Raw genomic sequence first — 24,639 nt, forward strand, 5'->3', positions numbered from 1 at the left:
CTAATAACCGTTGTGATTCTTCAGGATTATTATGAATTTACTCAACTATGTTGCTCATAATCTCAGGGTAGATGCACGATTTTACCTTGTTATACCATAATTTGATTCTTTTTCGGAGATGTCTAATTGGTAATATTTTTCATCTTTGGTAGAACCACGGTATATTTTCCATTTACCGTTCTACCATTTTTCCGTTATATATTTCGGACAGGTCTATTATATATTATTGAGGAATTTTGGTAATGTTGAAAATTTTTGCTGATCGGGGTGGCACATTTACAGATATTGTCGCTGTCACCAATAATCAAACAATAATAGATCGACTTGTAAATTGTCCAGAACGTTTTTTAATTGTTCCTTTGCCTAATCAGCAATGGATAATAGTCTATAAATTATTATCAGAAAATCCTGAACAATATGCAGATGCAGTTATTCAAGGAGTTCGGGATATTATCGGCATATCCGGTAATGAACAGATTCCCTATCAAAATATAGAAGTTGTCAAAATGGGAACAACAGTAGCTACCAATGCGCTGTTAGAAAGACATGGTGATAGGGTTGTTTTGCTCATTACCAAAGGTTTTAAAGATGCGTTAAGAATTGGCTACCAAAACCGCCCAAATATCTTTGCTCGTCAGATTATTTTACCCACTATGCTTTATGAACAGGTAATTGAGGTAGATGAAAGATATGATGCCCAAGGTAATGAATTAATACCAGTCAATATAGCACAAGTTAAACAGGATTTACAAAAAGTTTACAACACAGGAATTAGAAGTTGTGCCATTGTTTTGATGCACAGCGATCGCTATCCCCAACATGAACAACAAATAGCCCAAATTGCCGAAGAAATAGGCTTTACACAAATTTCAGTATCCCATCAAGTCAGTCCCTTAATGAAACTTGTGAGTAGAGGAGATACAACTGTTGTTGATGCTTATTTAACTCCTATCCTCCGTCGCTATGTTAACCAAGTAGCTAGTCATTTACCCAATGTCAGATTAATGTTTATGAAATCTGATGGAGGGTTAACCGATGCAGAACAATTTCAAGGTAAAGATAGTATTTTAAGTGGCCCTGCTGGTGGTATTGTTGGTGCAGTTCAAACTAGCAAAAGAGCAGGATTTGATTTAGTAATTACCTTTGATATGGGAGGAACAAGTACAGATGTTGCTCACTTTAAAGGAGAATATGAAAGACAACTAGATTTAGAAATTGCCGGTGCGCGGATGCGAGTTCCCGTATTAGCAATTAATACTATTGCTGCGGGTGGTGGTTCAATTTTATTTTTTGACGGTTCTAGTTATCGTGTCGGACCAGAATCTGCTGGATCAAATCCTGGACCCGCTTCCTATCGACGTGGAGGACCATTAACAGTCACAGATGCTAACGTCATGTTAGGGAAAATTCAACCTCAATATTTCCCCGCAGTTTTTGGTAGTGAAGGGAAATTACCCCTAGATAAAGAAATAGTAATTCAGAAGTTTACACAATTAGCTGAAGATATTGCATCTCTCACTGGAAATTATCGAACTCCCGCACAAGTAGCATCGGGTTTTATTTCTATTGCTGTCGAAAATATGTCCAATGCTATTAAAAAAATCAGCCTCCAACGTGGTTATGATGTCACTCAATATGTACTTTGTTGTTTTGGGGGTGCAGGTGGACAAGTTGCTTGTTTAATTGCTGATACTTTAGGAATGAAACAGATATTTTTACACCCTTTTGCTGGGGTACTTTCTGCTTATGGTATGGGTTTAGCTGATGTGAGAGTTACCAAATTAACAGGAGTAGAACACCCTTTAAATCAATCATTAATTCCCCACTTACAGCAATTAATGGCATCTTTAGAAGACCAATCCAGAAGGGAGTTAAACAAACAACAAGAAACGAAACTAGAAGAAGTAGTAGTTAAAAAAGTTAATTTAAAATATGAGGGTAATAATTCAATTATCACAGTAGATTTTACCTTAGATGTGGCATTCATGCAAAATAATTTTGAAAAAGAACATAAATCAAGGTATGGTTTCATTCAAACAGAAAAACCCTTAATTGTTGAATCCATTTCTGTAGAAGTCATCCAAAAAATGGATACGCCTGAAGAACCTGTAATTATTCGTCAACGCCCACAACAGAAAACACCCCAACCAGTGGAAATAGTCCAAATGTTTACTGAACAAAAATGGCATGATACACCAGTTTATCTTCGGGAACATTTACAACCAGGAGATCATATAAATGGTGCTGCAATAATTGTGGAAAAAATTAGCACAATTGTCGTTGAACCGAACTGGAAAGCAATATTAACTGAGCGTAATCATTTAATTTTACAACGCCTTGTTTAGTTTTTTCGTTTTAAAAAATGTCAGGTTGTTGGTTGATTTATTTCCCAAAAGCCGCATTGTTTTATATTATTAAACGTAAAACAGGAAGGTGTATAAATCCTCTACTTCTTAAAGAAGTAGGGGATCTGGATATGAGGTTTTTTAAGGTTGACATACTTACAAAAAAAATATTTCAATCATGAACAATTGATAATTACCTCTCCCTGAAAGGAAGAGGATTTAAAAAAATGAAACAATTATCAATTATCAATTATCAATTGTCAATTGATAAGCCCATCACTCGACGATAATGAACCTCAATTTGTTCTAAAGTTGGTGATTTTCCCCGACTTACCCACTGACTACGGTTAAATAATTCTTTTCGCAATTCATCAACATTAATAGTTGTAAATTTCCCATTATCAATAATTTGTTTACCATTTACCCAAGCACTATTAACAACATTTACAGGACGACCTAATACTAATAAACCAATGGGATCTGTACGAGGAAGCAAAGATAAACTGGTTAAATCATAAAGTACCAAATCTGCTTTTTTACCCACATTTAAAGACCCCAATTTTTCATCAATCCCTAATCCTTTTGCACCACCTAAAGCAGCCATTTCTACCGCTTGACGTGGTGTAATCCAGGATTTATAATCAAAATCAGTCACGTTATGTAAAATAGAACCTATTTTAATCGCTTCTAACAAATCTTGAGAGTCATTACTAGAAGCACCATCACAACCAAAAGTTACATTTACCCCTGCTTGAATATATTTTAAAATCGGTGCAATACCGCTACCTAAACGCAGGTTACTTAACGGGTTATGAACAATAGTAGATTTGGTTTCTGCCAAAATTTGAATATCAGCATCAGTTAACCAAACGCAATGAGCTAAACTGGTTTTTTCATGCAAAAATCCAATATGATTTAAATGTTCAACCGCACTACAACCATATTTTTCTAATGCTAACTTTTCCTGGGCTTTAGTTTCCAATAAGTGCGAATGACGACAAAGATTGTAGCGATCACTCAACTCAATACAACCCGTAAATAAAGCATCAGTACATAATTGAATTCCCGTCGGTGCAACTAAAATAGTTATACCTTCCTCTGGACGATGAAACTTAATAACAGCTTCTTCTATAATTGCTAATGTTTCCGCAGGAGAACGAAAATAAGGTTGATGATTTTCTAAAAATTTACCTTCTGGCATCCCCGCAGTTAAAGATTCATCTTGAATTAAAGGAGCAATAAAAGCCCTAATTCCTATTTCTTGATAAGCGCGAACAGCAGTAGAAATAGTTTCTAACTCTTTACCAGGAATTAACACCAAATGATCTACAACACTTGTTCCCCCAGACAGCAAAGTTTCCGCAGCCGTACCCAAGGCGCTGAGATAAACTTGTTCAATATCCAGAAGAGAAAAATCATACAAATACGCCAACCATAATTCTAAAGGTAAAGGTGGAATTATTCCCCGTTGCCACTTTTCCGAAGAATGGGTGTGGGCGTTGAAAAAACCAGGTAGCAGCAGTTTATTTTCACCGTCAATTGCAGTACCAATCACATCCAAATCTTCACCAATAGCAGCGATGATACCATTAACAACCTGAACATCTAAAGTTGTGTAACCATCTGTAACAGCAATTAAAGCTTTTTTAATAGTAAAGTTCATGATTTTCACCTTTTTTAACGTTGATTAAGCAATTGCACAATTATGATTATTTCAAGTTACAAAAGAATCAATGATCTTGGGTGCCAACAATTATGAATCTACCCTTACGAACACTAGGATTTTACCCCAACGCTTGGGAAGTCAATGAAAGCTTTGCAGATATTACTCGTCCGCAAAAAACCCCACAACCCGTTATTTTAACAACAGAAACCAAAACTGTGCGTATCGACTTGGCAAAAACCGCCATTATCATTATTGATATGCAAAACGACTTTTGTCATCCTGATGGCTGGTTAGCGCATATTGGTGTGGATGTCACCCCCGCACGTCAACCCATAGTACCTTTACAAAACTTATTACCACAATTGCGGGCTGTTAATGTGCCAATAATTTGGTTAAATTGGGGTAATAGACCAGACTTACTCAATATTAGTGCAGGTTTGCTTCATGTTTATAATCCCACCGGTGAAGGTGTAGGATTAGGTGATAGCCTACCTAAAAACGGTGCAAAGGTGCTGATGAAAGATAGCTGGGCAGCGGCGGTAGTAGAGGAATTAGAACAACTTGAGACAGATATTTGCATTGATAAATATCGCATGAGTGGGTTTTGGGATACATCCTTAGATAGTATTCTCAGAAACTTAGGAATAACGACAATATTATTTGCGGGTGTCAATGCTGATCAATGTGTTCTCACAACTTTATGTGATGCTAATTTTTTAGGATACGACTGCATTTTAGTCCAAGATTGTACAGCCACAACTTCACCAGAATATTGTTGGTTAGCAACTTTGTACAACGTTAAACAATGCTTTGGTTTTGTTACTGATTCTTCGGCAATTATAGCAGGAGTCAGTAGTCAGCATAATTTTAGATTTTAGATTTTAGATTTTGGATTTTAGATTTTGGATTTTAGATTTTGGATTGATTAATACCCAATCACCAATCACCAGTCACCAATCACCAATCACCAATTACCAAATATATGGTTACTACAAGTTGTGTAATTCCAGTTATCAAATCTCCCCAAGATTATCAAGCATACCGTATCAATCCCCGTGATACAAATCGGTTAGCAATTATCTTTGATTCCACAACTGCAAATACTTCCTTAACTTGTTGTGTAGAAATCTTTGATATTGGGGGACAAACTCCACCAAATCGCCATCAATGGGCAGTGGAAATGTTTTTTATTCTCAAAGGAGAAGGAGTTGCAATTTGTGATGGCAAAAAAGTACCTATCAAGGCCGGAGATAGTTTATTAGTTCCACCAAATGGCACTCATTTGATTAGAAATACAGGTAAAAATCGTCTTTACATACTAACAATTATGGTTCCTAATGAAGACTTTTCAGAACTAATTAGGAGTGGTATACCTGTAGAATTGGATGCTGAAGATATGGCGGTTTTAGGAAGATTAGATTCTTTGAAATTCGTTGAAAACTAGAATCCATATCAATACTTGTCGGTTAAGCTCAAAAAAATAAATTATGTAGGTTGGGTTAAGGAACGAAACCCAACATTTACAAGGGTTCTTTGGGTTTCACTTTGTTCAACCCAACCTACGAAAATCCTTAACCGAGCAGTATTGGAATCCATATATCCTCAAAGTCTCAGAAAAAATCAAGGATTTGGGGATATTTCAATAATGGACAATTAACAATTAAAAATTGACAATGACAAAGCGGATTTTTTTTGTTTTGTTCCCCTTGAAAGGGGAGGTTTTAAACCGTATGGCTAACGCCACGCTACGCTATCGGCTGACGCTCACGGCGGAAGCCTTGAATGAAACAATTATCAATTATCAATTGTCAATTGTCAATTGATAAAAAAGCTTTTCCCAGTCAATTACATTTGGTCTTGTTCCTTGATTAACTAACTCAAAAACCTGATTAGCAGCACTGGGATAAAACAAACTTTCCACACAAGCAGCAGCCACATCAATGCGACTAGCATCACCAGAAAGTTGATCACCTTTACCCAAGACTACATTTAATTTACCTTCTGTCTTTGCCTTGAGTAAAGTATTCAAATCATAAGAAGTATAAGGTCCATCAATTAACCTACCAGGGCGGATAATTGTATAGGGAATACCTGAATTAATGATAGCGTCTTCACCTTCCTTTTTCGCATCCAGCACACCAAATTTATTGAGAATATTAAAAGGAAACTGATTTTTTCTGAGAATACCACAGGAAGAAACAAACACTAATCTATTTAAAATTTTCGGTGCTGCTGCAACTAAATTTTTTACAGCTTGGGAATCAACTTTTAAAGGTGTATTTTTAGCTTTATTTTCAAGTGGTTGAGTATCAAACAAAGCTAAACCAAAATCAATGGGATTCACAGATGAATCAAACTCCCATCTAGCAGAAGGAAAAGCAGTAGTTCCCGTACAACAGATAATAGAAGTGATATTTAACATTGCTGGTGAGAGGGTATTGGGTTCGCGGATATCACCAACAAAAATTTCTACTTTGTCATTAAACATTTTTGCAGCTTTGTTTGCATCCCGTGTGAGAATGCGAACTGACAAACCTTTTTCTAAAAGTTTGCTAACTACAAGTTGTCCTACACCACCAGTTGCACCCGGAACTAATATTAAATCTGCCATGAAAGTTTTTATGTTGTTAGTTATGTTTAAAAAAACTGATTTATATTATATACCAATCTTCAATGAGATGTGTTAAATTAACGTAAGTATTCAGCTGTCGGTTTCCATCAGCAGTAGGTTAAAAAACATAAATACCAGTTTGTAAATGTACAACAGCGAGCGATCGCAATTTGTCCATCTGGCAAAATCACACCCCCAGCGATAATCTGCTTTAATGGCGGTTTTTCTGGTTCAATTAACCAAAATGTTGGCAGTTGAGTTTACATAACTGACACTATAATTACACTATTTTATTGCCAATATGGCTTTCCTCCGCAGTTGGTTTTAATTAATATAATCGAGTAATACGTTCAAGGCTTTGCTTTCATGACAATATAATTATCCTGTTAATTGGATATGAAATACCATCACAAAGGAGCAATAGTCAAACTTGGTGAAAAATTATACGGAATAACCAATTAACAGCGTGAAAGATGTAACCAAAGACATATAGTAAAAATTGTCAACATGACCATAGCGATCGCCTTGTAGATATGGCAGTAATTACAATCTAGAAGTTAATGTATCAGGAATGTACTTCTATGAGCAGAAAAACCAATAAAATTTGTAAACAATCAGGAGTGATTCCATATCGTGTCCGAGATGGAAAAGTAGAAGTTTTATTAATCACTAATCGTAAACGGCAAAGTTGGGTAATTCCCAAAGGAGGAGTTTGCAAAGGGATGACTCCACCTGATTCAGCAGCTAAAGAAGCTTGGGAAGAAGCAGGGGTTATTGGTCGGGTAAATACTGAAAAAATCGGTGCTTATAAATATAGTAAACGTGGTAATATTTACCGGGTTCATTTATTTTGGTTGCCAGTAGATCAAGTATTAGAAGACTGGCCAGAAGCATCTCAAAGAGAAAGGATATGGTTAGATATTAATCACGCTGCCATGATAGTCAAAGAAAATTCTCTTAAAAGAATTTTGCAAACTTCAAAAGAGCAAGTCAAAGTTTAATATTTATTTAACATTTTTATCATGATTATAGAGACGTTTCATTAAACGTCTCTATATTTGTTATCTCTAAACTATGGATGACAAGTTAACTTTGACAATTATATCGTTGTAATCCAAGTCTCCCCCATTTGGTAAATCTTCAAAGCCAAAGGTGTTATCTCCCAAAAGTCGAACATGATCTACACGACCAGGGTTAGCACCTAAGAATGTAAAATAAACTTCTGGGTCATTGCCGGAATTGCTATCAAGAATAGCATCGGGTCTACCATTGACAATTAAAAATGGTACGTAGATATGACCACCTTCTAAAGTGCCAGTAAAAGTCGCTCTTTGTCCATTACCAACAGTCAAACCAAAATTGCTTAAATGTTGATTCACCGCAGCTTGAGAATAACCAGCTTGTCCAGGCAGAATATCAGCAGTACCATTACCATCAATATCTATTCCACCATTTTCATCAACAACTTTATAGAAGCCGATATAATTATCAAATGCTGCTTCTCGATAGACTGTAAACTCAGCATTTACTGAACCAGTGACAGTGCGTAAATCAAGGTTTTCTCCTTGTGAATTATTTTGTAAATTTGTCCCCAGAGGTAAAGTATTCTCTGTAGGATTAATATTGACAATCAGATCCTTCCAAGCAAGAGAGAAATTATTAGCACCTAAGTTTGTAATCTGGACATCTGTGGATTGAAGAATATTGAAGTTCTCAATAGAAGTAATTCCAGCTTTTATAGAGTCAGTTGTTCCGTTCTCTACTGCATAGAATTTGAAATTAACACTGGTTTGATCAAATCCTAATAATCTATTGATACTGCTAATATCAAATTGGTTAGGAAGATTAGATATAACTGAGTAAATTACTTTACTTCTGGACAATGCAGCTTCAGAATATCCAGCTTCACCAGGTCTGATACCATCAATTGTTCCATCAGTATCATCAACGGTAAATAATCCGATTTCATAGACAGATGTAGAAATCTTACTTGGTGGTGAAACTTGAAGTGTCACTTTATTAGTATTTCCTACAAGTCTAAAAATATCACCACTAACATTGATGAGCTGAAGGGAAGAAATTCCTCCGTTTGTAGGATCTTCACCGGGAGTTTCACCAGGGTTTTCACCAGGGTTTTCACCAGGGTTTTCACCAGGGTTTTCACCAGGGTTTTCACCAGGGTTTTCACCAGGGTTTTCACCGGGGTTTTCACCAGGGTTTTCACCAGGGTTTTCACCGGGGTTTTCACCGGGAGTTTCACCAGGGTTTTCACCGGGGTTTTCACCCGTTTCATCAATGTCATTAACATTGATAGTCAATTCTTTCTCAAAAGAAAGTCCACCTTGATCTGTGGTTGTGACCCGGATCAAATAACTTGATTTGGCTTCAAAATTTGGAGAGACCTTCATTTTGAGTTGATCACCATCAATGATAAAAGCATCATGATCAGCTACACCAGCAGCTAAAGTGTAAGTGAAGTTTTGAACTTTTACGTTAGGGTCAACGGTGGTAAATCTGTCAATTACTGTTTCAGCCGTAACGTTCTCATCAATGGTGTTGTTACTCAGTAACACATCTGTGGGTGCGCTGTTGATACCAAAAATTACGTAAGCTTCCCCCGTGTCAGCCCCAGCTAAAGGTGCGCTAACAACTAGGTCACTGACACCATCACCGTTGATATCTCCTCCTTTACTGACTGAGACACCTAAATTATCCCGTTCAGCTTTACCGTTAATGACAAAACCGTTAGTACCATCAATCTCCGCCAGACTGATGACTGGAGTAAAGTTATTTCTGCCAAATATTACATAACTCTGTCCAGAAAACAGTCCATTGGGACTGGAATTGCTGACGGTAACAAGGAGGTCATCCCGACCATCACCACTGATGTCTCCTATTCCACTAACAACCCAACCGGAATTGTCAAATTCATTGATGCCGTTAATAGCAAAACCATTATTACCATTAAGGGTGGTTGGATCAATGATGGGATCAAAGTTACCATTTTTACCAAAAATTACATAAGTGATGCCAAGATGAGTTATATCACCGCGATTTGCAAAGGGAGCGCCAATAATTACGTCATCAATACCATCTCCGTTAATGTCTCCTGCACTGCTAACAGAGAAACCTAATTGATTATCATCTTGTCCGTTGATGATAAAGCCATTGCTACCGTTAAGACTCGAGAGGTCAAAGGTTGGTGAAAATCCTCCCTGTCTGCCAAATAATACGTATGCTTGCCCAGATCCACTACCATTGGGGGCGGCTAAATGTGCGCCAATAATCAGGTCATTAATACCGTCCTTATTCACATCTCCAGCACTGCTGGTACTAAAACCTAAGTAGTCACCAACACTCAATCCATTGATGACAAAGCCGTTGCTACCGTTAAGACTGGAGATGTCAACGAAGGAATCAAAGTTGCTCTTACCAAAGATGACGTAAGCTTTTCCCGGCTGACCGTTGGGTTCTGTGAAGGCATTGGGAGCGGTGATAATTACATCATCAAAGCCATCTTTGTTAAAGTCTCCGATGTTGCTGACTGTATGGCCTAGCAGGTCTTCTGCATTCAGACCATTGATAGCAAAGCCGTTACCACCATTCAGAGTGGAGAGGTTGATGGTGGGGGTGGAACTGAAACTTTTTTGACCAAAGACTACATAAGCTCTGCCAGTATTTTGACCATTTATATCTGCAAATGGTGCGCCGATGATGAGGTCGTCGATACCGTCGCGGTTAATATCTCCAGCTGCACTAACAGCACGGCCTGATGCCTCACCTTCTATACTGCCAATTAGAGTAAAGCCGTTGATGCCATTGAGAGTAGAGATATCTATGGTGGCAGGAAAGCCTTGTTTAGTACCAAAAACTACATAGGTGCTACCAGCATTAGCTACATCTTTGGGATCATCGAGAAAAGCGCCAATAATTATGTCATCAATGCCATCACCGTTAATATCTCCAGTATTGGTAACTGAGTAGCCTAAGTGATCATCATCTTCATTACCATTGATGATGGTAAAACCTTCTGTGCCATTAAGTCTGGAAAAGTTAAAAACTTGTTCGGTCATAATTCTGTAATATTTTTGGTTGTGCCAATTTTTGATTACTGCCGCTACTGCTATGTCATTTACTCATCTGATGTGATAGCCGTAATTTCTAGCAGTTTGTAGATTTTTGCTGTTAATCTGCATTAAAAACTGGCTCTGTTCTGTAAACAAACAGAGTTGATTTGAGCAGTCAGGATCATAGGAATCCTGCTGTTAATCTGCGTAAGGACATTTCTCTGTACTGTAACTAGCCAGAGTTGATGTTGATATAAATTGCAGTAGGTATATGAATAGTCTACGTTCAATTCTTTGCAAATTAAACCCTGATTCTATTCAGTTCATTTAACCACAACTGCATACTAATAAAATCCATGTCTATTCAGACTTGGGGTTTTGCCGATGACACCCGCGAACGAACTTACCAAGATGCTGAAGTTTTGACTGACTTTTAGGGGTTTAATTTTTGATTCATATAAAAAGGTTCGCATTAAACACCCGCAATAATCATAGCCTATATCCTGTTCAATTAATTGTCAAGTCTCCATTAATGATGGGCAAGAAATACATAAAATGCTGAGTTGAATTTTTTTGGTTTGGGTGGTTGATTTCCACAAATATTCACATTTTATCAAGCTGATGCTAGAAGGTTTATCATCAATTTTGACTTTTGATTTGTTTTGATGATGATGTGCTAGTAGAAAAACCAGCACAATGTTTTGGGTATAACTAGGAACTTGTGAACATGATAGAGATGAATGTTTTATTGGAAACAAAGAAGAATGTATTTAAACTTTTTTATCAGTTCTGTTTTAGGAATTGTAGTTACATTCCTAGTAGCTTTTGGTGTTTTACAATGGTTGCATATATCCGCTGGTAATTTTCTTGATTGGATCATTGGAGGTGCGAGTTTTTGGTGGTTATTGGTGATTGTGACAGTTCCTTGGAATGTCCATTTTCAAGCTAAGGAAGTTTTAGCTGAAGCAGCAGAATCAATAGCAAAAAATATTCCTGTAGATGAAAAACAAGTTAATTATGTCAAGGTTTTAGCCAAGCGATCACTCTGGCTGGCTATTGCTTTACACTTAGTTTCAGCCGTCGCTCTTTATATTTTGGCTGCTACTGGTATTAGTGCTGTGGGATATATCAGTTCTGGTGCAGCTTTGTTATTAACTTTACTGCGTCCAGCTATTAGTGCCTACGAATATTTATATACTCGATTAATAATGATTCGTCAAGGGTTTACTTATCCCCGTGAAGATATTTTAGAATTGCGTAACCGTTTTGCTGAAATAGAACAAAAAGTCCAATCTTTAGAGGATCAACTTAACCCAGAACAACCCTATTCTTTAGTAGCAAATAACCAAAGGTTTAGTGAAGAAACCCGTAAAGAATTAGCGCGTGTTGTCGCTAGTTTAGAAGAATTAAGGGCGATAAACCATACTGAACATGAACGAATATCGAGAGAAGCCAGAAATGCTATAGCTCAACTTTCTACTGATGGGCAATTTCTGGATCATGTGCGGGAAATTATTAGATTTTTTAAATCAGCTTAAAACAGGGAACAGGGAACAGGGAACAGGGAATAAGACAAGGAGCAGGGAGCGGGGAGCAAGGGGGATAAATCTTCTCCCCTGCACCCTGCCCCCTTCCCCTCACAAGGGTAGGTATTTTACATTGTCGTGAGGGCAAGACTTGGGGGACAAGGAAGGACAGTGGACAAGGGAGGAAAACCGTACAAAATCATATTCTCTTGGTAACAAAAAGACTATTGTGCGGATAAAATCTTCCTTGTCTACTTTCCCTCCTTGTCTTCCTAGTCCTGCCTTAATAGATAATATTAAAAACCTACCCCTGTGAGGCCCCCTTCCCCCCTGCTTCTTCTGCCTCCTGACTCCTGACTCCTTGATCTCCTGACTAACTATCTAGACGCAACTTGAGGTTCTGCCCAAACCTGTCTATCTCTTGTCCCAAAAGTCACAGGTTGATCACCGTCGTTGCTGACATTGATAGTTTTGCCATCACTGGCAACTTGTACCAAAGGCCAATTTTCTTCCCCTAGTTCACCCGCACGGAATAGCACGTGATCAGGTTGTTTTTTACTCCACCCTAACAAGATTGCTATTTTCTCATGCTCATCTTCTCCTTGGGCAGGAGCAACGGTTTGAGTATGATTTTCTTGCCGTTCCCAAATTACTGCATGATCTGTCAGGTCTGCTGTGTTGAACATACCTACAAATTTGCGGGCTAAAAAGCGATCGCCTTTTTCGGACCAACTAACCGGAACTAATACCCCTATTTTCCCTTGGGTATCAGCTTGATCTGAAATCTGTTGATCTAACAGGGGATCGCCAACAGCAGCAGTTTTTGACATCACCCGCAGTCTCTTGGTTTGCCGATCTTCGATAAACAACAAGCTGGTAACTCGGCTGTTGTGCATTTCCGGTTGTATTTCCAGTTGCACTCGGCTATAAACCGCATACCTACCATCAGGAGAAACCACTGGTATACTGCGATAGTGCCGCACTCCAGAACCCCCTTTACCACCTATAGCTTCTTGAGTCATCATGATCCATTTCCAAGGAATTGGATGAGGACTATTTATGGGATCATCTGGTACTGTATCGTACTGCTGTTGCTGTTCATTTACAGGTATTTCCATCATTGTGGATGGCTGTGGTTCTCTAATATTTGATGTGCTTGCAGATGTTTTTAATACCTCATTCTCTAAACTCGCACGTTCTAAAGAATTTACCTCACCCTGTAAAGCCTGGCTCTTAACATCTTTTAATTTTTGAATTAAATCTCTCTGACTAGTAGGTATTTTTGCTAAGTTTTCCTGTTTTACTACCGCTAAAATATCGCTGACAGGTAAATTACTATTTGAGTGCTGATTTTGTTGTCCTGCCCCAGAATTAATTTTATCAGCCTGTAATACTTGTTTTGCTTGACTCACAGGCTTATTTACTGATCCAAAGTTCCCAAATTTTGCTTCCAAGGAGTTGACTTTACCTATCTTTAAATCATTTTTCCCAGCTATAGCCGTTACCTGGGAATTTGAATCAGATTGGCCAATTCCTGTACTAATCTTTCCTACTTTTAAATGTGATTGTTTCGCTATGCTAGAGTGAATTGATACACCTACCAAGGGAGCAATTAATATAACAACGATAACGTACTTAAAAAATGGTTGTACGCGGAACCATCCTGACAGCAAAAGGGATTTCAGCATGATTGGACTCTCTAAGGGGCAGTGGCTGTGTGAGGAGCAATGTCTATGCAGGAAGAGAAAAAGCTATGATTATATGTATAACAACAAACTAGAATCTCTAACGAGATTATCTGGATAAATTTTGCATCACTTTACAAAAGTTTTCTAATCATCAATTAACCCCTTTACATTCTTTAAATAACTTAGTTTTTTTAGGTGAATATAATCACAGAGAATACCGACGTTAATCATTTTCGGATTCTCTAAATAAGTATTTATATCTAAAAAATGCCTATATTTAGGTAGACCACAATATAGGTATAACCAAATATAGGAGTTTCCGACAGGATATAAACTACGCTGTTAGGTGACTAATTCTAGTGCCTAAATTCATTTATTCTGATAAAAATGTTTTAGCAAGAGCTAATCCATTCCTTCAGGTTTATAAGGAAATCAAGTGAGCCAAAACTACCGAGATAAAGTATCGGAGCAAGGCATTGATACTTTATCGTACTAAGGAACAGTGGATGTAGGCGAACGGATTGCCCCTTCATGGGCAGGTAATCAACCTGTATAAAAACATAACTGCCTAACGGCAATCGATACCTTGACAACTGAAGATTGGTGGGTTCTATTCCATAGTTCTAGTTCCTTGCTAGGAATAGGTAAAATCTACCCTTCGGGAAGCCGCTTCGCGTCTACATGGGAGCTAGACTTGTGTTGAGCGCACTTGTACTGAGCGACTTGTACTGAGCGACTTGTACTGAGCCTGTCCTGAGCCTGTCCTGAGCGGTGTCGAAGGGCGGTGTCGAAGGGCGCAGTCGAAGTAAGTCGAAGTAAGTCGAAGTAGTCGAAACACGACACAGAATTTAAACTCAAACAAAATTTGGAATCATCCAACTAGGAAAGGGCATTCCCTAAGTAACGCTTGAGGAGAGAACCACCTCTGGATTAGAAACTGCAAGGGATCTAGTCTAAGTGGACTCGTTGAATCAAGAATATCCGCTCCTTTAGGACTCAGAGTGTCAAGTCTAAAACTGATTTATTCCTTTAAAATTTTGGCAAAGTCGGGTCAACATCAAAAACCTCACCTTTATCTCTACCAAATTCAGCAGTTACAAATTAGCTTGCAATCAATTGACCCTCCCCGTCTTTTTAAGGCGGGAATTCTTGTTTCAATGAGCAACCATGCCCAAACTTGTTACCAAATCTGGGTAGAGGGTCATCTCTCCACAAGCGTTAACCCTGAGCGCAGTCGAAGGGTAAAAGTTTCCGTCCGCCCGACGGTACTTAAATCATAGCCTGTCTGTTTTAGTGCCTTCGCCAAAATATTGATTGCAGCGTTGTGGTCACGATCAAGAATGCACCCACAGTTACAAACAATCCAAAACCGTAGGCACTTGTTACGAATGAACTGGCTTATCCGTATAGCTTCATCAATTCTTTGATGTTGCTGTTTTTTGCCTTTGGCTTTGAACTCGAAAACAATCATGTTTATTACCAGTTCGACCTACTCCAAAAATAGCATTATTTAGGGGAACTGTCAATCCCTAAGCAAATAAGTCAGGATCATAACAGCCCCACGCATGGGCAGTGCATTCACCTACATCCACCGCCTAAAGTACGATAAAGTATCGGAACTTGGTGGAGATACTTTATCGGGCGTGGTTTTGGCTCACTCGATTTTCTTATAAGCTGGGTGAGTAGATGCTTAATTGTCCTGCCATGAGACAATACAAAAGATTAGAACCTGTAAACAGCAGATACAATCAGTGATTGATCTTGGTTAACCTGCTGGTTGGGTCGTTGTATTTTATTCAGGAACTTTTTGTAGCACCTATAATAAACACTCTACCATTAAATAGCAAAAATTAATGTACTCAAAGCAAAATTGCTTTGCGTCTTTTTCACGGTTATTGTGATTTAGTCCATTGTGGGCTGTCAGTTGTCAGTGAATCGTGACGCATTTAATATTAACTAGTAAATCCTAGCTAAAAACTCGCAACAAATTAATAATGAAAGTTGTATTTTTTGGTACTCCCCAGTTTGCTGTTCCCACTCTAGAAAAATTACTGAATAATCCAGATATTGAAGTTTTAGCAGTTGTCACTCAACCGGATAAACGACGAGAACGTGGGAATAAACTAACACCTTCTCCTGTCAAAACACTTGCTAATGCTCACAATCTCCCAGTATGGCAACCTGAGAAAGTTAAAAAAGATGGGGAAACTTTAAACCAACTACAACAATTAGATGCGGATGCGTTTGTTGTTGTTGCTTATGGACAAATTTTGTCTAAGAAAATCTTAAATATGCCAAAATTTGGTTGTATCAATGTACATGGTTCGATTTTACCCCAATATCGAGGGGCTGCTCCTATTCAGTGGTGTATCTATAACGGTGAAAAAGAAACTGGTATCACAACCATGTTAATGGATGTGGGCATGGATACAGGAGATATGCTATTAAAAGCAAATACACCAATTGGTTTACTGGAGAATGCCCAAGTTTTAGCCGATAAATTAGCGGTTATAGGTGCAGATTTATTGCTGGAAACTTTATTAAAATGGGAACGCCAGGAAATTACACCTATTCCCCAGGATGATTCTCTGGCCAATTATGCATCATTGATTCAAAAAGAAGACTATAGCCTAGACTGGTCAAAAAGTGCCATTAAATTACATAATCAAATTAGAGGCTTTTATCCTAACTGCGTCACAACTTTTCGCAATCAACCTTTGAAAATTACTGCTACAGTTCCTCTTAGACGTGCTTATATTCAAGAACTCCCAGAACAATTACGAGATAAGATACACAATTTACCAGATTTGTCAACTGTATCTACCCAACCTGGCGAAGTAGTAAACATTGCCAAAGGTATAGGAGCAATTGTTCAAACTGGGGAAGGGTTGTTATGGTTAAGAGAAGTTCAACCAACTGGTAAACGTCTCCAGTCAGGATGGGACTTTGTGAATGGTACTCGTTTAACCATAGGGGAGGTAATGGGTAATTGGTAATGGGTAATTGGTAATGGGTAATTGGTAATTGGGAAGAATAAACTTTTGCCTCTTGCCTTCTTACTGTCACCTGTCACCTGTCATCTGTCACCTGAACTTTCATAGAACCGACAAGACTCACAAGGACCATCTGGGTTGACTGCACAGCGGATGATTTCTGAATGAGCATTGTAATCACAACTAGCATCACCTATAACCCAACGTCCAGCTACTAAACTTTTTTCTGATGGTCGTTTAGCTTTTTGGACATAAATAGCGATATTATGTAGGCGGTAGCGTCCTGCTTTCAACTGATACCTATGACGACGCTCTAATACTGCATAGGTTTTACCTTCAAAATCAACATAGTTCCCTGGTTGGGGTGTCCAATCAAGTTGTAATCTACCAAGAGACTGACGCGGGTTTGTTAAAATCAACTCAGTTGGTAAAGAGTCTGGTTCCATAATCAGTTTATGTGATGGGATTTACATTATTAAAAATGGTATCGTAATCGGTGAATTAACCTCTACCATAGGTGACTAGGGCTGGATTATCATTAATGATTTACTATATTTTTGAGCAATTTGCATCTTAATAAAAAATTTAACAATTTCTTTTGAAGTGTAACAGAGATAGATAGCGACGCACAATTCCTACTTTACTATAATTATTTCTCCTGACTCCTTGATCTCCTGACTCCTTGATCTCCTGAGATAAAATTTTGATCTTACTCTACAGTAATATTACATAAAATAAGTCAAAAAAACATAACATATTTGATGATTACTAGAAAATTGTAGCGCATTTAATTTTGTGTAATTTTGTATCTAATTAGTTAATACTTCTTAACAAATTGATGGAACTTGAGAGTTACCAGCGACCAATTTATAGGTACTATAGATAACCCTGAGAAATTGCTCGGAAATTTACACATCTTTACAATTTGCCATATTTGGAGACAGTCAATAGAGTAAACACTTGATGCCCCTGTTGCTGATTAAAGCTGAATAGCAGCGATTTTGGCAAATAAAATGTTCATAGGGCTTATTAAATTGTTTGAAGTTATGTAGCCTTTTACTTACAGCCCATCCAGCACTGCGGTAAACTATGCGTTGATTATGATTCCTTCCCAAAGAAGAGAACTCGAAAGGAGCAGTTTTTTCAATGTCTCATACCGTAAAAATCTACGATACCTGCATCGGCTGCACCCAATGTGTCCGCGCTTGTCCCACTGACGTTTTAGAGATGGTTCCCTGGGATGGCTGTAAAGCTGCTCAAGTGGCATCTTCACCCCGCACAGAAGACTGCGTAGGCTGCAAACGCTGTGAAACAGCTTGCCCCACCGACTTTTTGAGCATCCGCGTTTATTTGGGTGCTGAAACAACTCGCAGCATGGGTCTAGCATACTAACAAAGCTGGTATTTTAAAATACTCAGTACAATAGTGCTGAAGACTGAGCTAGGGAGAAACAAGAAACCCATCAACTAACACGATTCTTGTTTCTTCTCTCAGTTTTCAGCACTTAATATTTTTTAGGAGTTCAGGAGGCAGGAGAAAGATAAATATTTCCCCAGTCCCCAGCCTTTTGATTTGATATAATTACCGCTTTATGGTGATAACTGTTAACTGATAATTGTTAACTAATAACCGGAGTAGTATAAAAAATGTGTGGAATTGTTGGATATATAGGCACTCAAGCAGCAACGGATATTTTATTATCTGGACTGGAAAAGTTAGAGTATAGAGGTTATGATTCTGCGGGTATTGCTACGATATGGGAAGGTGATATCCATTGCGTGCGGGCTAAGGGTAAATTACTAAATTTGCGTTCTAAACTGGAACAAGTAGAAAACCCGGCTCAAATTGGTATTGGTCATACTCGTTGGGCAACTCATGGTAAACCAGAAGAATATAATGCCCATCCCCATCAGGATACTGCTTTGCGGATAGCGGTGGTGCAGAATGGAATTATTGAAAATTATCGTGAATTGCGGGAACATTTAAAAGCATTAGGACATGAATTTCGTTCAGATACAGATACAGAAGTTATTCCCCATCTCATCGCTGAATGTTTAAAGCATATTCCTGAAGATAGTAATTCGGCTTCTGTGTTTTTAGAAGCGGTGCGGGAAGCGGTGCAAAAGTTAGAAGGGGCTTATGCGATCGCAGTTATTTCTGCTGACTACGCTGATGAATTGATTGTAGTGCGTCAGCAAGCGCCTTTAGTAATTGGGTTTGGACAAGGTGAGTTTTTCTGTGCTTCGGACACGCCGGCAATTGTTGCCCATACCCGCGCTGTATTGCCCTTAGAAAATGGGGAAATTGCCCGTTTGACTCCGTTGGGGGTTGAGGTGTACAACTTTGCTGGAAATCGTTTAAAGAAGCATCCCCGCACTTTGAATTGGAATCCCATTATGGTGGAAAAGCAGGGATTTAAACACTTCATGCTCAAGGAGATTTATGAGCAACCGGGTGTAGTTAGAGCTTGTTTAGAAGCTTATTTTCCGGGAAGTGGGGAAACTCCTGTTAGTTTGAATTTAGCAGAGGAATTTTACGCAGATTTAGAACAAATTCAAATTGTGGCTTGTGGTACAAGTTGGCACGCAGCGTTGGTAGGTAAGTATTTATTAGAACAATTGGCAGAAATTCCCACTCAAGTACAATATGCCTCTGAATTTCGCTATGCACCTACACCTTTGACTGCTAATACTTTAACTATTGGGGTGACTCAATCAGGAGAAACTGCGGATACTTTAGCTGCTTTAAGTATGGAAAAAGACCGTAGACAAGTAAAAGAAGCTAAGTATCAAGCGCGACTTTTAGGCATTACCAACCGCCCGGAAAGCACTTTGGGGCAAATGGTGAGTAATATTATTAATACTCATGGGGGGATTGAAATTGGTGTTGCGGCGACGAAAACTTTTATTGCTCAGTTGATGGCGTTTTATGGTTTAGCTTTAGATTTAGCTTATCGTCGGCAAACAATTTCTTCTGAAAGGTTAACAGAAATTATTGCTGGTTTAAGGCAGTTACCGATAGAAATTGAGGCGATTTTAGAAACTCAGGAAAAATATATTGAACAGTTAGTTCATGAGTTTACAGAAACAAAAGATTTCATTTTTGTAGGGAGGGGAATTAATTTTCCTATTGCTTTAGAAGGGGCTTTGAAATTAAAAGAAATTAGTTATATTCATGCGGAAGGATATCCAGCAGGAGAGATGAAACATGGACCGATCGCATTATTAGATAGTAAAGTTCCGGTAGTAGCGATCGCTATGCCTGGTAGTGTCTATGAAAAGGTGATTTCTAATGCCCAGGAAGCGAAGGCGAGAGATTCCCGGTTAATAGGAGTGACATCTGTGAATGATGGAGAAGCAGCAGAAATTTTTAATGATTTAATTCCTGTTAGTGATGTAGAGGAAATTTTGTCGCCTATTTTGACAGTTATTCCGTTGCAATTATTGGCTTATCATATTGCAGCGAGAAAGGGTTTAGATGTCGATCAGCCAAGGAATTTGGCTAAGTCTGTAACAGTTGAATAATAGGAAAATAGGGTTAATTTTGTGCGATCGCCTATTTTTTGTTGATGAGCGATCGCACCTGAATCAAGTCACTGATGATAGCAGAAGATAAGACTAATACTGAAAACATTCGTTAGAAAACTTTAATGTATTTTCACACAAACAAAATTATACTGCTATTATATAATATAATTAATCTCCCCAAATAGACTTATCCATCAATTTTACCTTCAGGGTTTAGTCACAAACTTATGCAACTCAAACTACTGTCACAAATATTTTTAGGGTCATCTATCGCTTCCCTAATAGCCTTAATCTTACAACAACCCAGTTACGCAGGTCAGAAATATAGGTGTGACACCAGTGGGAAACACCCTATTACCCGTGTTCGCACAGGTCGCGGTGAAGAACCTATGTTACAGTGGATTAGTAACTCCTTTATTCTGTCCCCAAAAGAACGTTGTCAAATAGTTAGCAACAGATTACAGAGATACTACGATAATCAAATGATGCCATATCTCACATCGAGAAGAAGCATTAACGGTTATCCTGTATTGTGTATAGTTGATCGAGTACGTGGTAATTGCTTAAAAGAAGATGTGGTAGTTACTCTTATACCCGGTACTGATCCTGGTAGAGTTTTGAAACAAATCAAATATTTTCGTCGAGGTGCTGCTGGTGCAAGACCTGTACCATTAAGTAATAGCACAACAGCGTTTTATGAAGATGGGGAAGTTTATATCAACCTGAATGAAATTTTAGAGGAAGAAAATTAAAATGTATTACCTATAATTTTCAGAGAACAATGATTGGTAAATATCTACTGTCAGGACTTAATTTTACACTGTTTTTTGTCACTTGTTTAGGAGGAATAGTTATTTTTCTTTCGGCACAACAAACAACATTTTTACCGTCATCTGATAGCAGTCAATTGTCAGATTATCAGGTAAAACAAACAGGAAAATTGATCACAGTGAAAATTCTCTCCAATGGTTTTTTAGGAACAGGAACACTGATCAAAAAACAAGGAGAAATTTATACTGTAATCACCAATGATCATGTATTGAACGCTAGTAATCTACCTTATCAAATTCAAACTCCTGATGGTAGAATTTATCCAGCTAAAATTTCCCAAATTGTGAAATTTGGAGATCATGATTTAGGATTATTGCAATTTAGTTCTGAACAAATTTATCAAATTGCCACTATGGGAAATTCATCTAGGTTAACCGTAGGAGATAAAGTTTTTACTACTGGGTTTACTAACGAAATTAAAGAGATAATTTTCATTAAAGGAAATGTATCTCTAGTTCTTGATAAACCTTTAGAGGGAAGTTATCAACTGGGATATACTAATAATATTAATAAAGGTATGAGTGGAGGACCTGTGTTGAATATTCAAAGTGAATTAGTGGGTATTAATGGTTTACACAAAAACCCGTTATGGGAAACACCAGATTTATATATTGATGGTTCACAACCTTGTAAACCTGTGCAGGATATGATAGTTAATTCTAGTTGGGGAATACCTATAGAAACTATAGCGCGACTTGCACCGCAATTTGTGCAAATTAAACCGCCTCAATTATTAATTGTATCGCAAGATTCCGGGAAGTTTATTAATTATAATTATTTAAATAATTTGCAAATGCAGGTGGACGCGGTGGTGGCTAAAAGTTGTCAACTTTAATTGTCAGAATAGGAAATTGCTAGAATCAGGATTTCCAGGATTAAAGGATGTACAAAATATTTAATTTAGCTTAATTCTACAAGTCATTAAAACCAAATTTTTCAGGTGGATGTAAATTTATCAGAAATTGATATTGATAAGAATGTGTTGGGTTTCACTTTGTTCAACCCAACCTACATTATCCTACATTATCCCCAAATTTTACCCAAATTAACCACTAACTCCGGTAAAATATCCTCACCAGATAAAGTTAATGGCAATTTTAAAACCTCTACTTCTTGTCCAGGACGATAAATTTCTACTTCCTGTTTTTTCCGATTTATTAACCAACCTAAGCGACAACCATTTAATATATATTCCTGCATTTTATCCTGAACTTTTTTTAAATTATCCGATGGTGACATAATTTCAATAGCAAAGTCAGGACATAAGGGAATAAACTTTTCTTTTTGTTCTTTAGTCAACCCATCCCAACGAGATTTTTCTACCCAAGAAACATCAGGAGAACGGTCTGCACCATTTGGTAAAGTAAATCCTGTGGAAGAATCAAAAACTTCTCCTAGTTGGGTTGTTTCATTCCATGATGCTACTTGAAATATTAAATTAACATTGCTTTTCCCCGTTTCTCCTCCCGTTGGTGGCATAATAATTAACTCTCCTTGAGTATTGCGTTCTAATTTTAAATCCGGGTTTTCTGCACAGAGTTGGTAAAATTGCTCTCTATTTAGTTTAATAATAGAATTGAGATTTAATGTTAGTGCTGTCATATTATTTACCATCCTTAATTTCAAAAGAATCAATCATCTTTTCCACCAAAGGCCACAACCTCTTATCATCTTGTTCTGGTGCTTGATAAATAATATAATACCCTTTTTTAAAACTCACCGTTCCTCGTTCTAACTTTTTCAATTGACATCCATCTTTTTGACGATTGAACATTATTTGATATGCGTCATAAGTGCTTAATTTTTTACTATCATTCAGCACTATAGATGAATTATTACTATCTTGAGTAATTCTATTTAAGGCAGTATTTTTATATTCATCTAGGGATAATGCTTTTCCTAAATCCGCAATATGTACTATTAATTCTACAGCACAATTATTATTTGCAGTTTTATCATTGGGATATAATTTTACTTTTTCTTCTTCTCCTGGTTGTATTGGTGTAGCTGTCCATTTATCAGAATATTTGATGCTAAAACTCATGTATTTTGTATCATCAACATAGGTTTTAGTTAAATTCTCATCCTTTGGTTCTGTGATTATTGTTTCTTGGGGTTGAGGTTTTTGTTTATCAGCTTTCCCAGAAGAGACAACATTAAAACTAAGCAAACCAACAGCTAATGCTATGGAAATTCCTGCAATAATCAGAACGTTTCGTGATAGTAGTTCTTCATTAATTATCTGAGTATTTGATGATTTTGCCTCTGGTGTAATTGTGATCACTTCTGGTAATGTTAAGACTGTGTTTAATACACTTCCTAACATTTGTTGGGAAACTAATACTAATCCAGGGTTTTCTGTGGTGACAGAAATAATATTCACTTCTTCGTTACGTTGTATTCTTTGTACAGGATGGAGAGGTCTTATTTTGTCTAATGCTTCTAATGCTTGGGTAGCTGTGTTATAGCGTTTTTGCCAATCAGGATGTACCATCTTATCTATCACATCAGCTAATTCCTGATTAAGTTCTTCACCAGCAGAATCTCGCCAAATAAACTTTTCTGTGTTGTCATCTATGGTAATGTATTTTTGATGACGTACATCAGGATGTATTCCTGTTAAGGCTTCAATCCCAATCATACCTACAGCATAAATATCTGTGGTAAAGGTAGGAAAACCATCTTTTTGTTCCATTGGTGTATATGGTTCAGAAGTCATGACTATGAAGGATTTGATCTTTTTTAGTTCGGTCATATCTTTAACTGAACCAAAATCAATTAAAAATAGTTTTCCGTCTTTGCATCTGATAATATTTTCTGGTTTGATATCTCTGTGAATTAAAGCTTTACTATGAACAAATGCTAAAACTTTAACAATATTATACAATATTTCCCAAACTTGATCATTACTCAGTCTTTGAGTGGGAATTAATTCTTGACGTAATTCTTTACCTTCTATATATTCTTCTACTATATAAAATTCCTGTTTAGCTATCAAGGATAATTTTTTATTGATAATGATATACTCCTTTAATTTAGGAATTTGGGGATGATTTAATTTTTCTAGGTGTTGAGCTTCTTTAGCAAACAGTTCTTTAATTTTTCTAAATTCCTGAAGGGTTAATTTTTTGTGCTGGTTAGGTAGGAGTTGTTTAACTACACATTTTTGATTATCATGATCTAAATCTTCGGCTAAATAAGTTTTTCCAAAGCCACCATGACCTAATTCGCTAATAATTTCATAGCGTCCTTTTTTGCCAGAAATGATTTTACCAACTAAGTTTTTGTTGAACAAAGGTAACATAATGGTTTTAATTAAATTGAATTTTTATTGATTTTTGTTGATTGGTGTTACCAGTACGAGACTGGGAACGGGTAAACTGTC

17 protein-coding genes are annotated in these 24,639 nt (G+C 37.4%); 10 read left to right on the forward strand and 7 right to left on the reverse strand.

Annotation, left to right across the window (positions count from 1 at the left end; genetic code table 11):
* Positions 1-242: 242 nt before the first annotated feature.
* Complete coding sequence (locus tag FFR48_RS07185) at positions 243-2,345, forward strand: hydantoinase/oxoprolinase family protein (protein ID WP_137666880.1); 2,103 nt, start codon at positions 243-245, stop codon at positions 2,343-2,345.
* A gap of 253 nt (positions 2,346-2,598) precedes the next feature.
* Here the strand turns inward: FFR48_RS07185 and FFR48_RS07190 are convergent, their stop codons facing one another.
* Complete coding sequence (locus FFR48_RS07190) at positions 2,599-4,008, reverse strand: amidohydrolase (protein WP_096566439.1); 1,410 nt, start codon at positions 4,006-4,008, stop codon at positions 2,599-2,601.
* A 92-nt stretch (positions 4,009-4,100) separates the two neighbouring features.
* Here FFR48_RS07190 and FFR48_RS07195 point away from each other — a divergent pair, with 92 nt between their 5' ends.
* Together FFR48_RS07195 and FFR48_RS07200 are read left to right on the forward strand one after the other, a co-directional pair.
* Entirely contained in the window at positions 4,101-4,889 is a 789-nt protein-coding gene (locus tag FFR48_RS07195) for a cysteine hydrolase family protein (protein ID WP_096566437.1), read from the forward strand.
* Between the two features lie 104 nt (positions 4,890-4,993).
* Positions 4,994-5,455, forward strand: coding sequence for a cupin domain-containing protein (locus FFR48_RS07200; protein WP_096572601.1), 462 nt, complete (start codon positions 4,994-4,996; stop codon positions 5,453-5,455).
* A gap of 357 nt (positions 5,456-5,812) precedes the next feature.
* Here the strand turns inward: FFR48_RS07200 and FFR48_RS07205 are convergent, their stop codons facing one another.
* Positions 5,813-6,622: an SDR family oxidoreductase gene (locus FFR48_RS07205; protein ID WP_137666881.1), complete on the reverse strand. Its 810-nt coding sequence runs from the start codon at positions 6,620-6,622 to the stop codon at positions 5,813-5,815.
* Between the two features lie 581 nt (positions 6,623-7,203).
* On the opposite strand from FFR48_RS07205, the gene FFR48_RS07210 reads away from it, so the two are divergent.
* Entirely contained in the window at positions 7,204-7,623 is a 420-nt protein-coding gene (locus FFR48_RS07210; RefSeq protein ID WP_137666882.1) for an NUDIX hydrolase, read from the forward strand.
* A gap of 66 nt (positions 7,624-7,689) precedes the next feature.
* Here FFR48_RS07210 and FFR48_RS07215 read toward each other — a convergent pair whose 3' ends face one another.
* Positions 7,690-10,695 (reverse strand): DUF4114 domain-containing protein, encoded by a 3,006-nt coding sequence (locus FFR48_RS07215; RefSeq protein ID WP_137666883.1) that lies wholly within the window; start codon positions 10,693-10,695, stop codon positions 7,690-7,692.
* A gap of 758 nt (positions 10,696-11,453) precedes the next feature.
* Here FFR48_RS07215 and FFR48_RS07220 point away from each other — a divergent pair.
* Positions 11,454-12,227: a hypothetical protein gene (locus FFR48_RS07220; RefSeq protein WP_137666884.1), complete on the forward strand. Its 774-nt coding sequence runs from the start codon at positions 11,454-11,456 to the stop codon at positions 12,225-12,227.
* A 365-nt stretch (positions 12,228-12,592) separates the two neighbouring features.
* Here the strand turns inward: FFR48_RS07220 and FFR48_RS07225 are convergent, their stop codons facing one another.
* Complete coding sequence (locus tag FFR48_RS07225; RefSeq protein ID WP_137666885.1) at positions 12,593-13,903, reverse strand: hypothetical protein; 1,311 nt, start codon at positions 13,901-13,903, stop codon at positions 12,593-12,595.
* 1,994 nt (positions 13,904-15,897) lie between these two features.
* Here FFR48_RS07225 and fmt point away from each other — a divergent pair.
* Positions 15,898-16,899, forward strand: coding sequence for a methionyl-tRNA formyltransferase (fmt, locus tag FFR48_RS07230; protein WP_137666886.1), 1,002 nt, complete (start codon positions 15,898-15,900; stop codon positions 16,897-16,899).
* A gap of 80 nt (positions 16,900-16,979) precedes the next feature.
* Here fmt and FFR48_RS07235 read toward each other — a convergent pair whose 3' ends face one another.
* On the reverse strand, positions 16,980-17,342 hold the full coding sequence (locus FFR48_RS07235; protein ID WP_096566423.1) for a DUF6464 family protein: 363 nt from the start codon (positions 17,340-17,342) through the stop codon (positions 16,980-16,982).
* A 700-nt stretch (positions 17,343-18,042) separates the two neighbouring features.
* Between FFR48_RS07235 and psaC the strand changes: the two genes are divergently transcribed.
* From psaC to FFR48_RS07255, 4 genes are all read left to right on the forward strand, one after another.
* Positions 18,043-18,288: a photosystem I iron-sulfur center protein PsaC gene (gene psaC, locus FFR48_RS07240; protein WP_010997613.1), complete on the forward strand. Its 246-nt coding sequence runs from the start codon at positions 18,043-18,045 to the stop codon at positions 18,286-18,288.
* Between the two features lie 254 nt (positions 18,289-18,542).
* Positions 18,543-20,420: a glutamine--fructose-6-phosphate transaminase (isomerizing) gene (glmS, locus tag FFR48_RS07245; RefSeq protein WP_137666887.1), complete on the forward strand. Its 1,878-nt coding sequence runs from the start codon at positions 18,543-18,545 to the stop codon at positions 20,418-20,420.
* A gap of 230 nt (positions 20,421-20,650) precedes the next feature.
* The gene (locus FFR48_RS07250) at positions 20,651-21,175 is read left to right on the forward strand and encodes a COP23 domain-containing protein (protein ID WP_137666888.1); all 525 of its coding nucleotides are present in this window, start codon (positions 20,651-20,653) and stop codon (positions 21,173-21,175) included.
* A gap of 29 nt (positions 21,176-21,204) precedes the next feature.
* Complete coding sequence (locus FFR48_RS07255) at positions 21,205-22,089, forward strand: S1 family peptidase (protein WP_137666889.1); 885 nt, start codon at positions 21,205-21,207, stop codon at positions 22,087-22,089.
* Positions 22,090-22,277: 188 nt separating this feature from the next.
* Here the strand turns inward: FFR48_RS07255 and FFR48_RS07260 are convergent, their stop codons facing one another.
* The gene (locus tag FFR48_RS07260; protein WP_137666890.1) at positions 22,278-22,856 is read right to left on the reverse strand and encodes a Uma2 family endonuclease; all 579 of its coding nucleotides are present in this window, start codon (positions 22,854-22,856) and stop codon (positions 22,278-22,280) included.
* 1 nt (position 22,857) lies between these two features.
* A complete protein-coding gene (locus FFR48_RS07265) occupies positions 22,858-24,558 on the reverse strand; it encodes a serine/threonine-protein kinase (RefSeq protein WP_137666891.1) in 1,701 nt (566 codons plus the stop codon).
* Positions 24,559-24,639: the final 81 nt, after the last annotated feature.

Origin of the sequence: Sphaerospermopsis reniformis, from assembly GCF_005402885.1 — a bacterium.
In the GTDB taxonomy this organism is placed as follows: domain Bacteria; phylum Cyanobacteriota; class Cyanobacteriia; order Cyanobacteriales; family Nostocaceae; genus Sphaerospermopsis; species Sphaerospermopsis kisseleviana.

Coding starts and splice junctions, on each gene's coding strand:
- FFR48_RS07255 (WP_137666889.1), top strand. CDS start 21,205: ATGATTGGTAAATATCTACTGTCAGGACTTAATTTTACACTGTTTTTT.
- FFR48_RS07220 (WP_137666884.1), top strand. CDS start 11,454: ATGTATTTAAACTTTTTTATCAGTTCTGTTTTAGGAATTGTAGTTACA.
- FFR48_RS07250 (WP_137666888.1), top strand. CDS start 20,651: ATGCAACTCAAACTACTGTCACAAATATTTTTAGGGTCATCTATCGCT.
- FFR48_RS07205 (WP_137666881.1), bottom strand. CDS start 6,622: ATGGCAGATTTAATATTAGTTCCGGGTGCAACTGGTGGTGTAGGACAA.
- FFR48_RS07215 (WP_137666883.1), bottom strand. CDS start 10,695: ATGACCGAACAAGTTTTTAACTTTTCCAGACTTAATGGCACAGAAGGT.
- FFR48_RS07265 (WP_137666891.1), bottom strand. CDS start 24,558: ATGTTACCTTTGTTCAACAAAAACTTAGTTGGTAAAATCATTTCTGGC.
- psaC (WP_010997613.1), top strand. CDS start 18,043: ATGTCTCATACCGTAAAAATCTACGATACCTGCATCGGCTGCACCCAA.
- fmt (WP_137666886.1), top strand. CDS start 15,898: ATGAAAGTTGTATTTTTTGGTACTCCCCAGTTTGCTGTTCCCACTCTA.
- FFR48_RS07210 (WP_137666882.1), top strand. CDS start 7,204: ATGAGCAGAAAAACCAATAAAATTTGTAAACAATCAGGAGTGATTCCA.
- FFR48_RS07235 (WP_096566423.1), bottom strand. CDS start 17,342: ATGGAACCAGACTCTTTACCAACTGAGTTGATTTTAACAAACCCGCGT.
- FFR48_RS07225 (WP_137666885.1), bottom strand. CDS start 13,903: ATGCTGAAATCCCTTTTGCTGTCAGGATGGTTCCGCGTACAACCATTT.
- FFR48_RS07260 (WP_137666890.1), bottom strand. CDS start 22,856: ATGACAGCACTAACATTAAATCTCAATTCTATTATTAAACTAAATAGA.
- FFR48_RS07200 (WP_096572601.1), top strand. CDS start 4,994: ATGGTTACTACAAGTTGTGTAATTCCAGTTATCAAATCTCCCCAAGAT.
- FFR48_RS07185 (WP_137666880.1), top strand. CDS start 243: ATGTTGAAAATTTTTGCTGATCGGGGTGGCACATTTACAGATATTGTC.
- glmS (WP_137666887.1), top strand. CDS start 18,543: ATGTGTGGAATTGTTGGATATATAGGCACTCAAGCAGCAACGGATATT.
- FFR48_RS07195 (WP_096566437.1), top strand. CDS start 4,101: ATGAATCTACCCTTACGAACACTAGGATTTTACCCCAACGCTTGGGAA.
- FFR48_RS07190 (WP_096566439.1), bottom strand. CDS start 4,008: ATGAACTTTACTATTAAAAAAGCTTTAATTGCTGTTACAGATGGTTAC.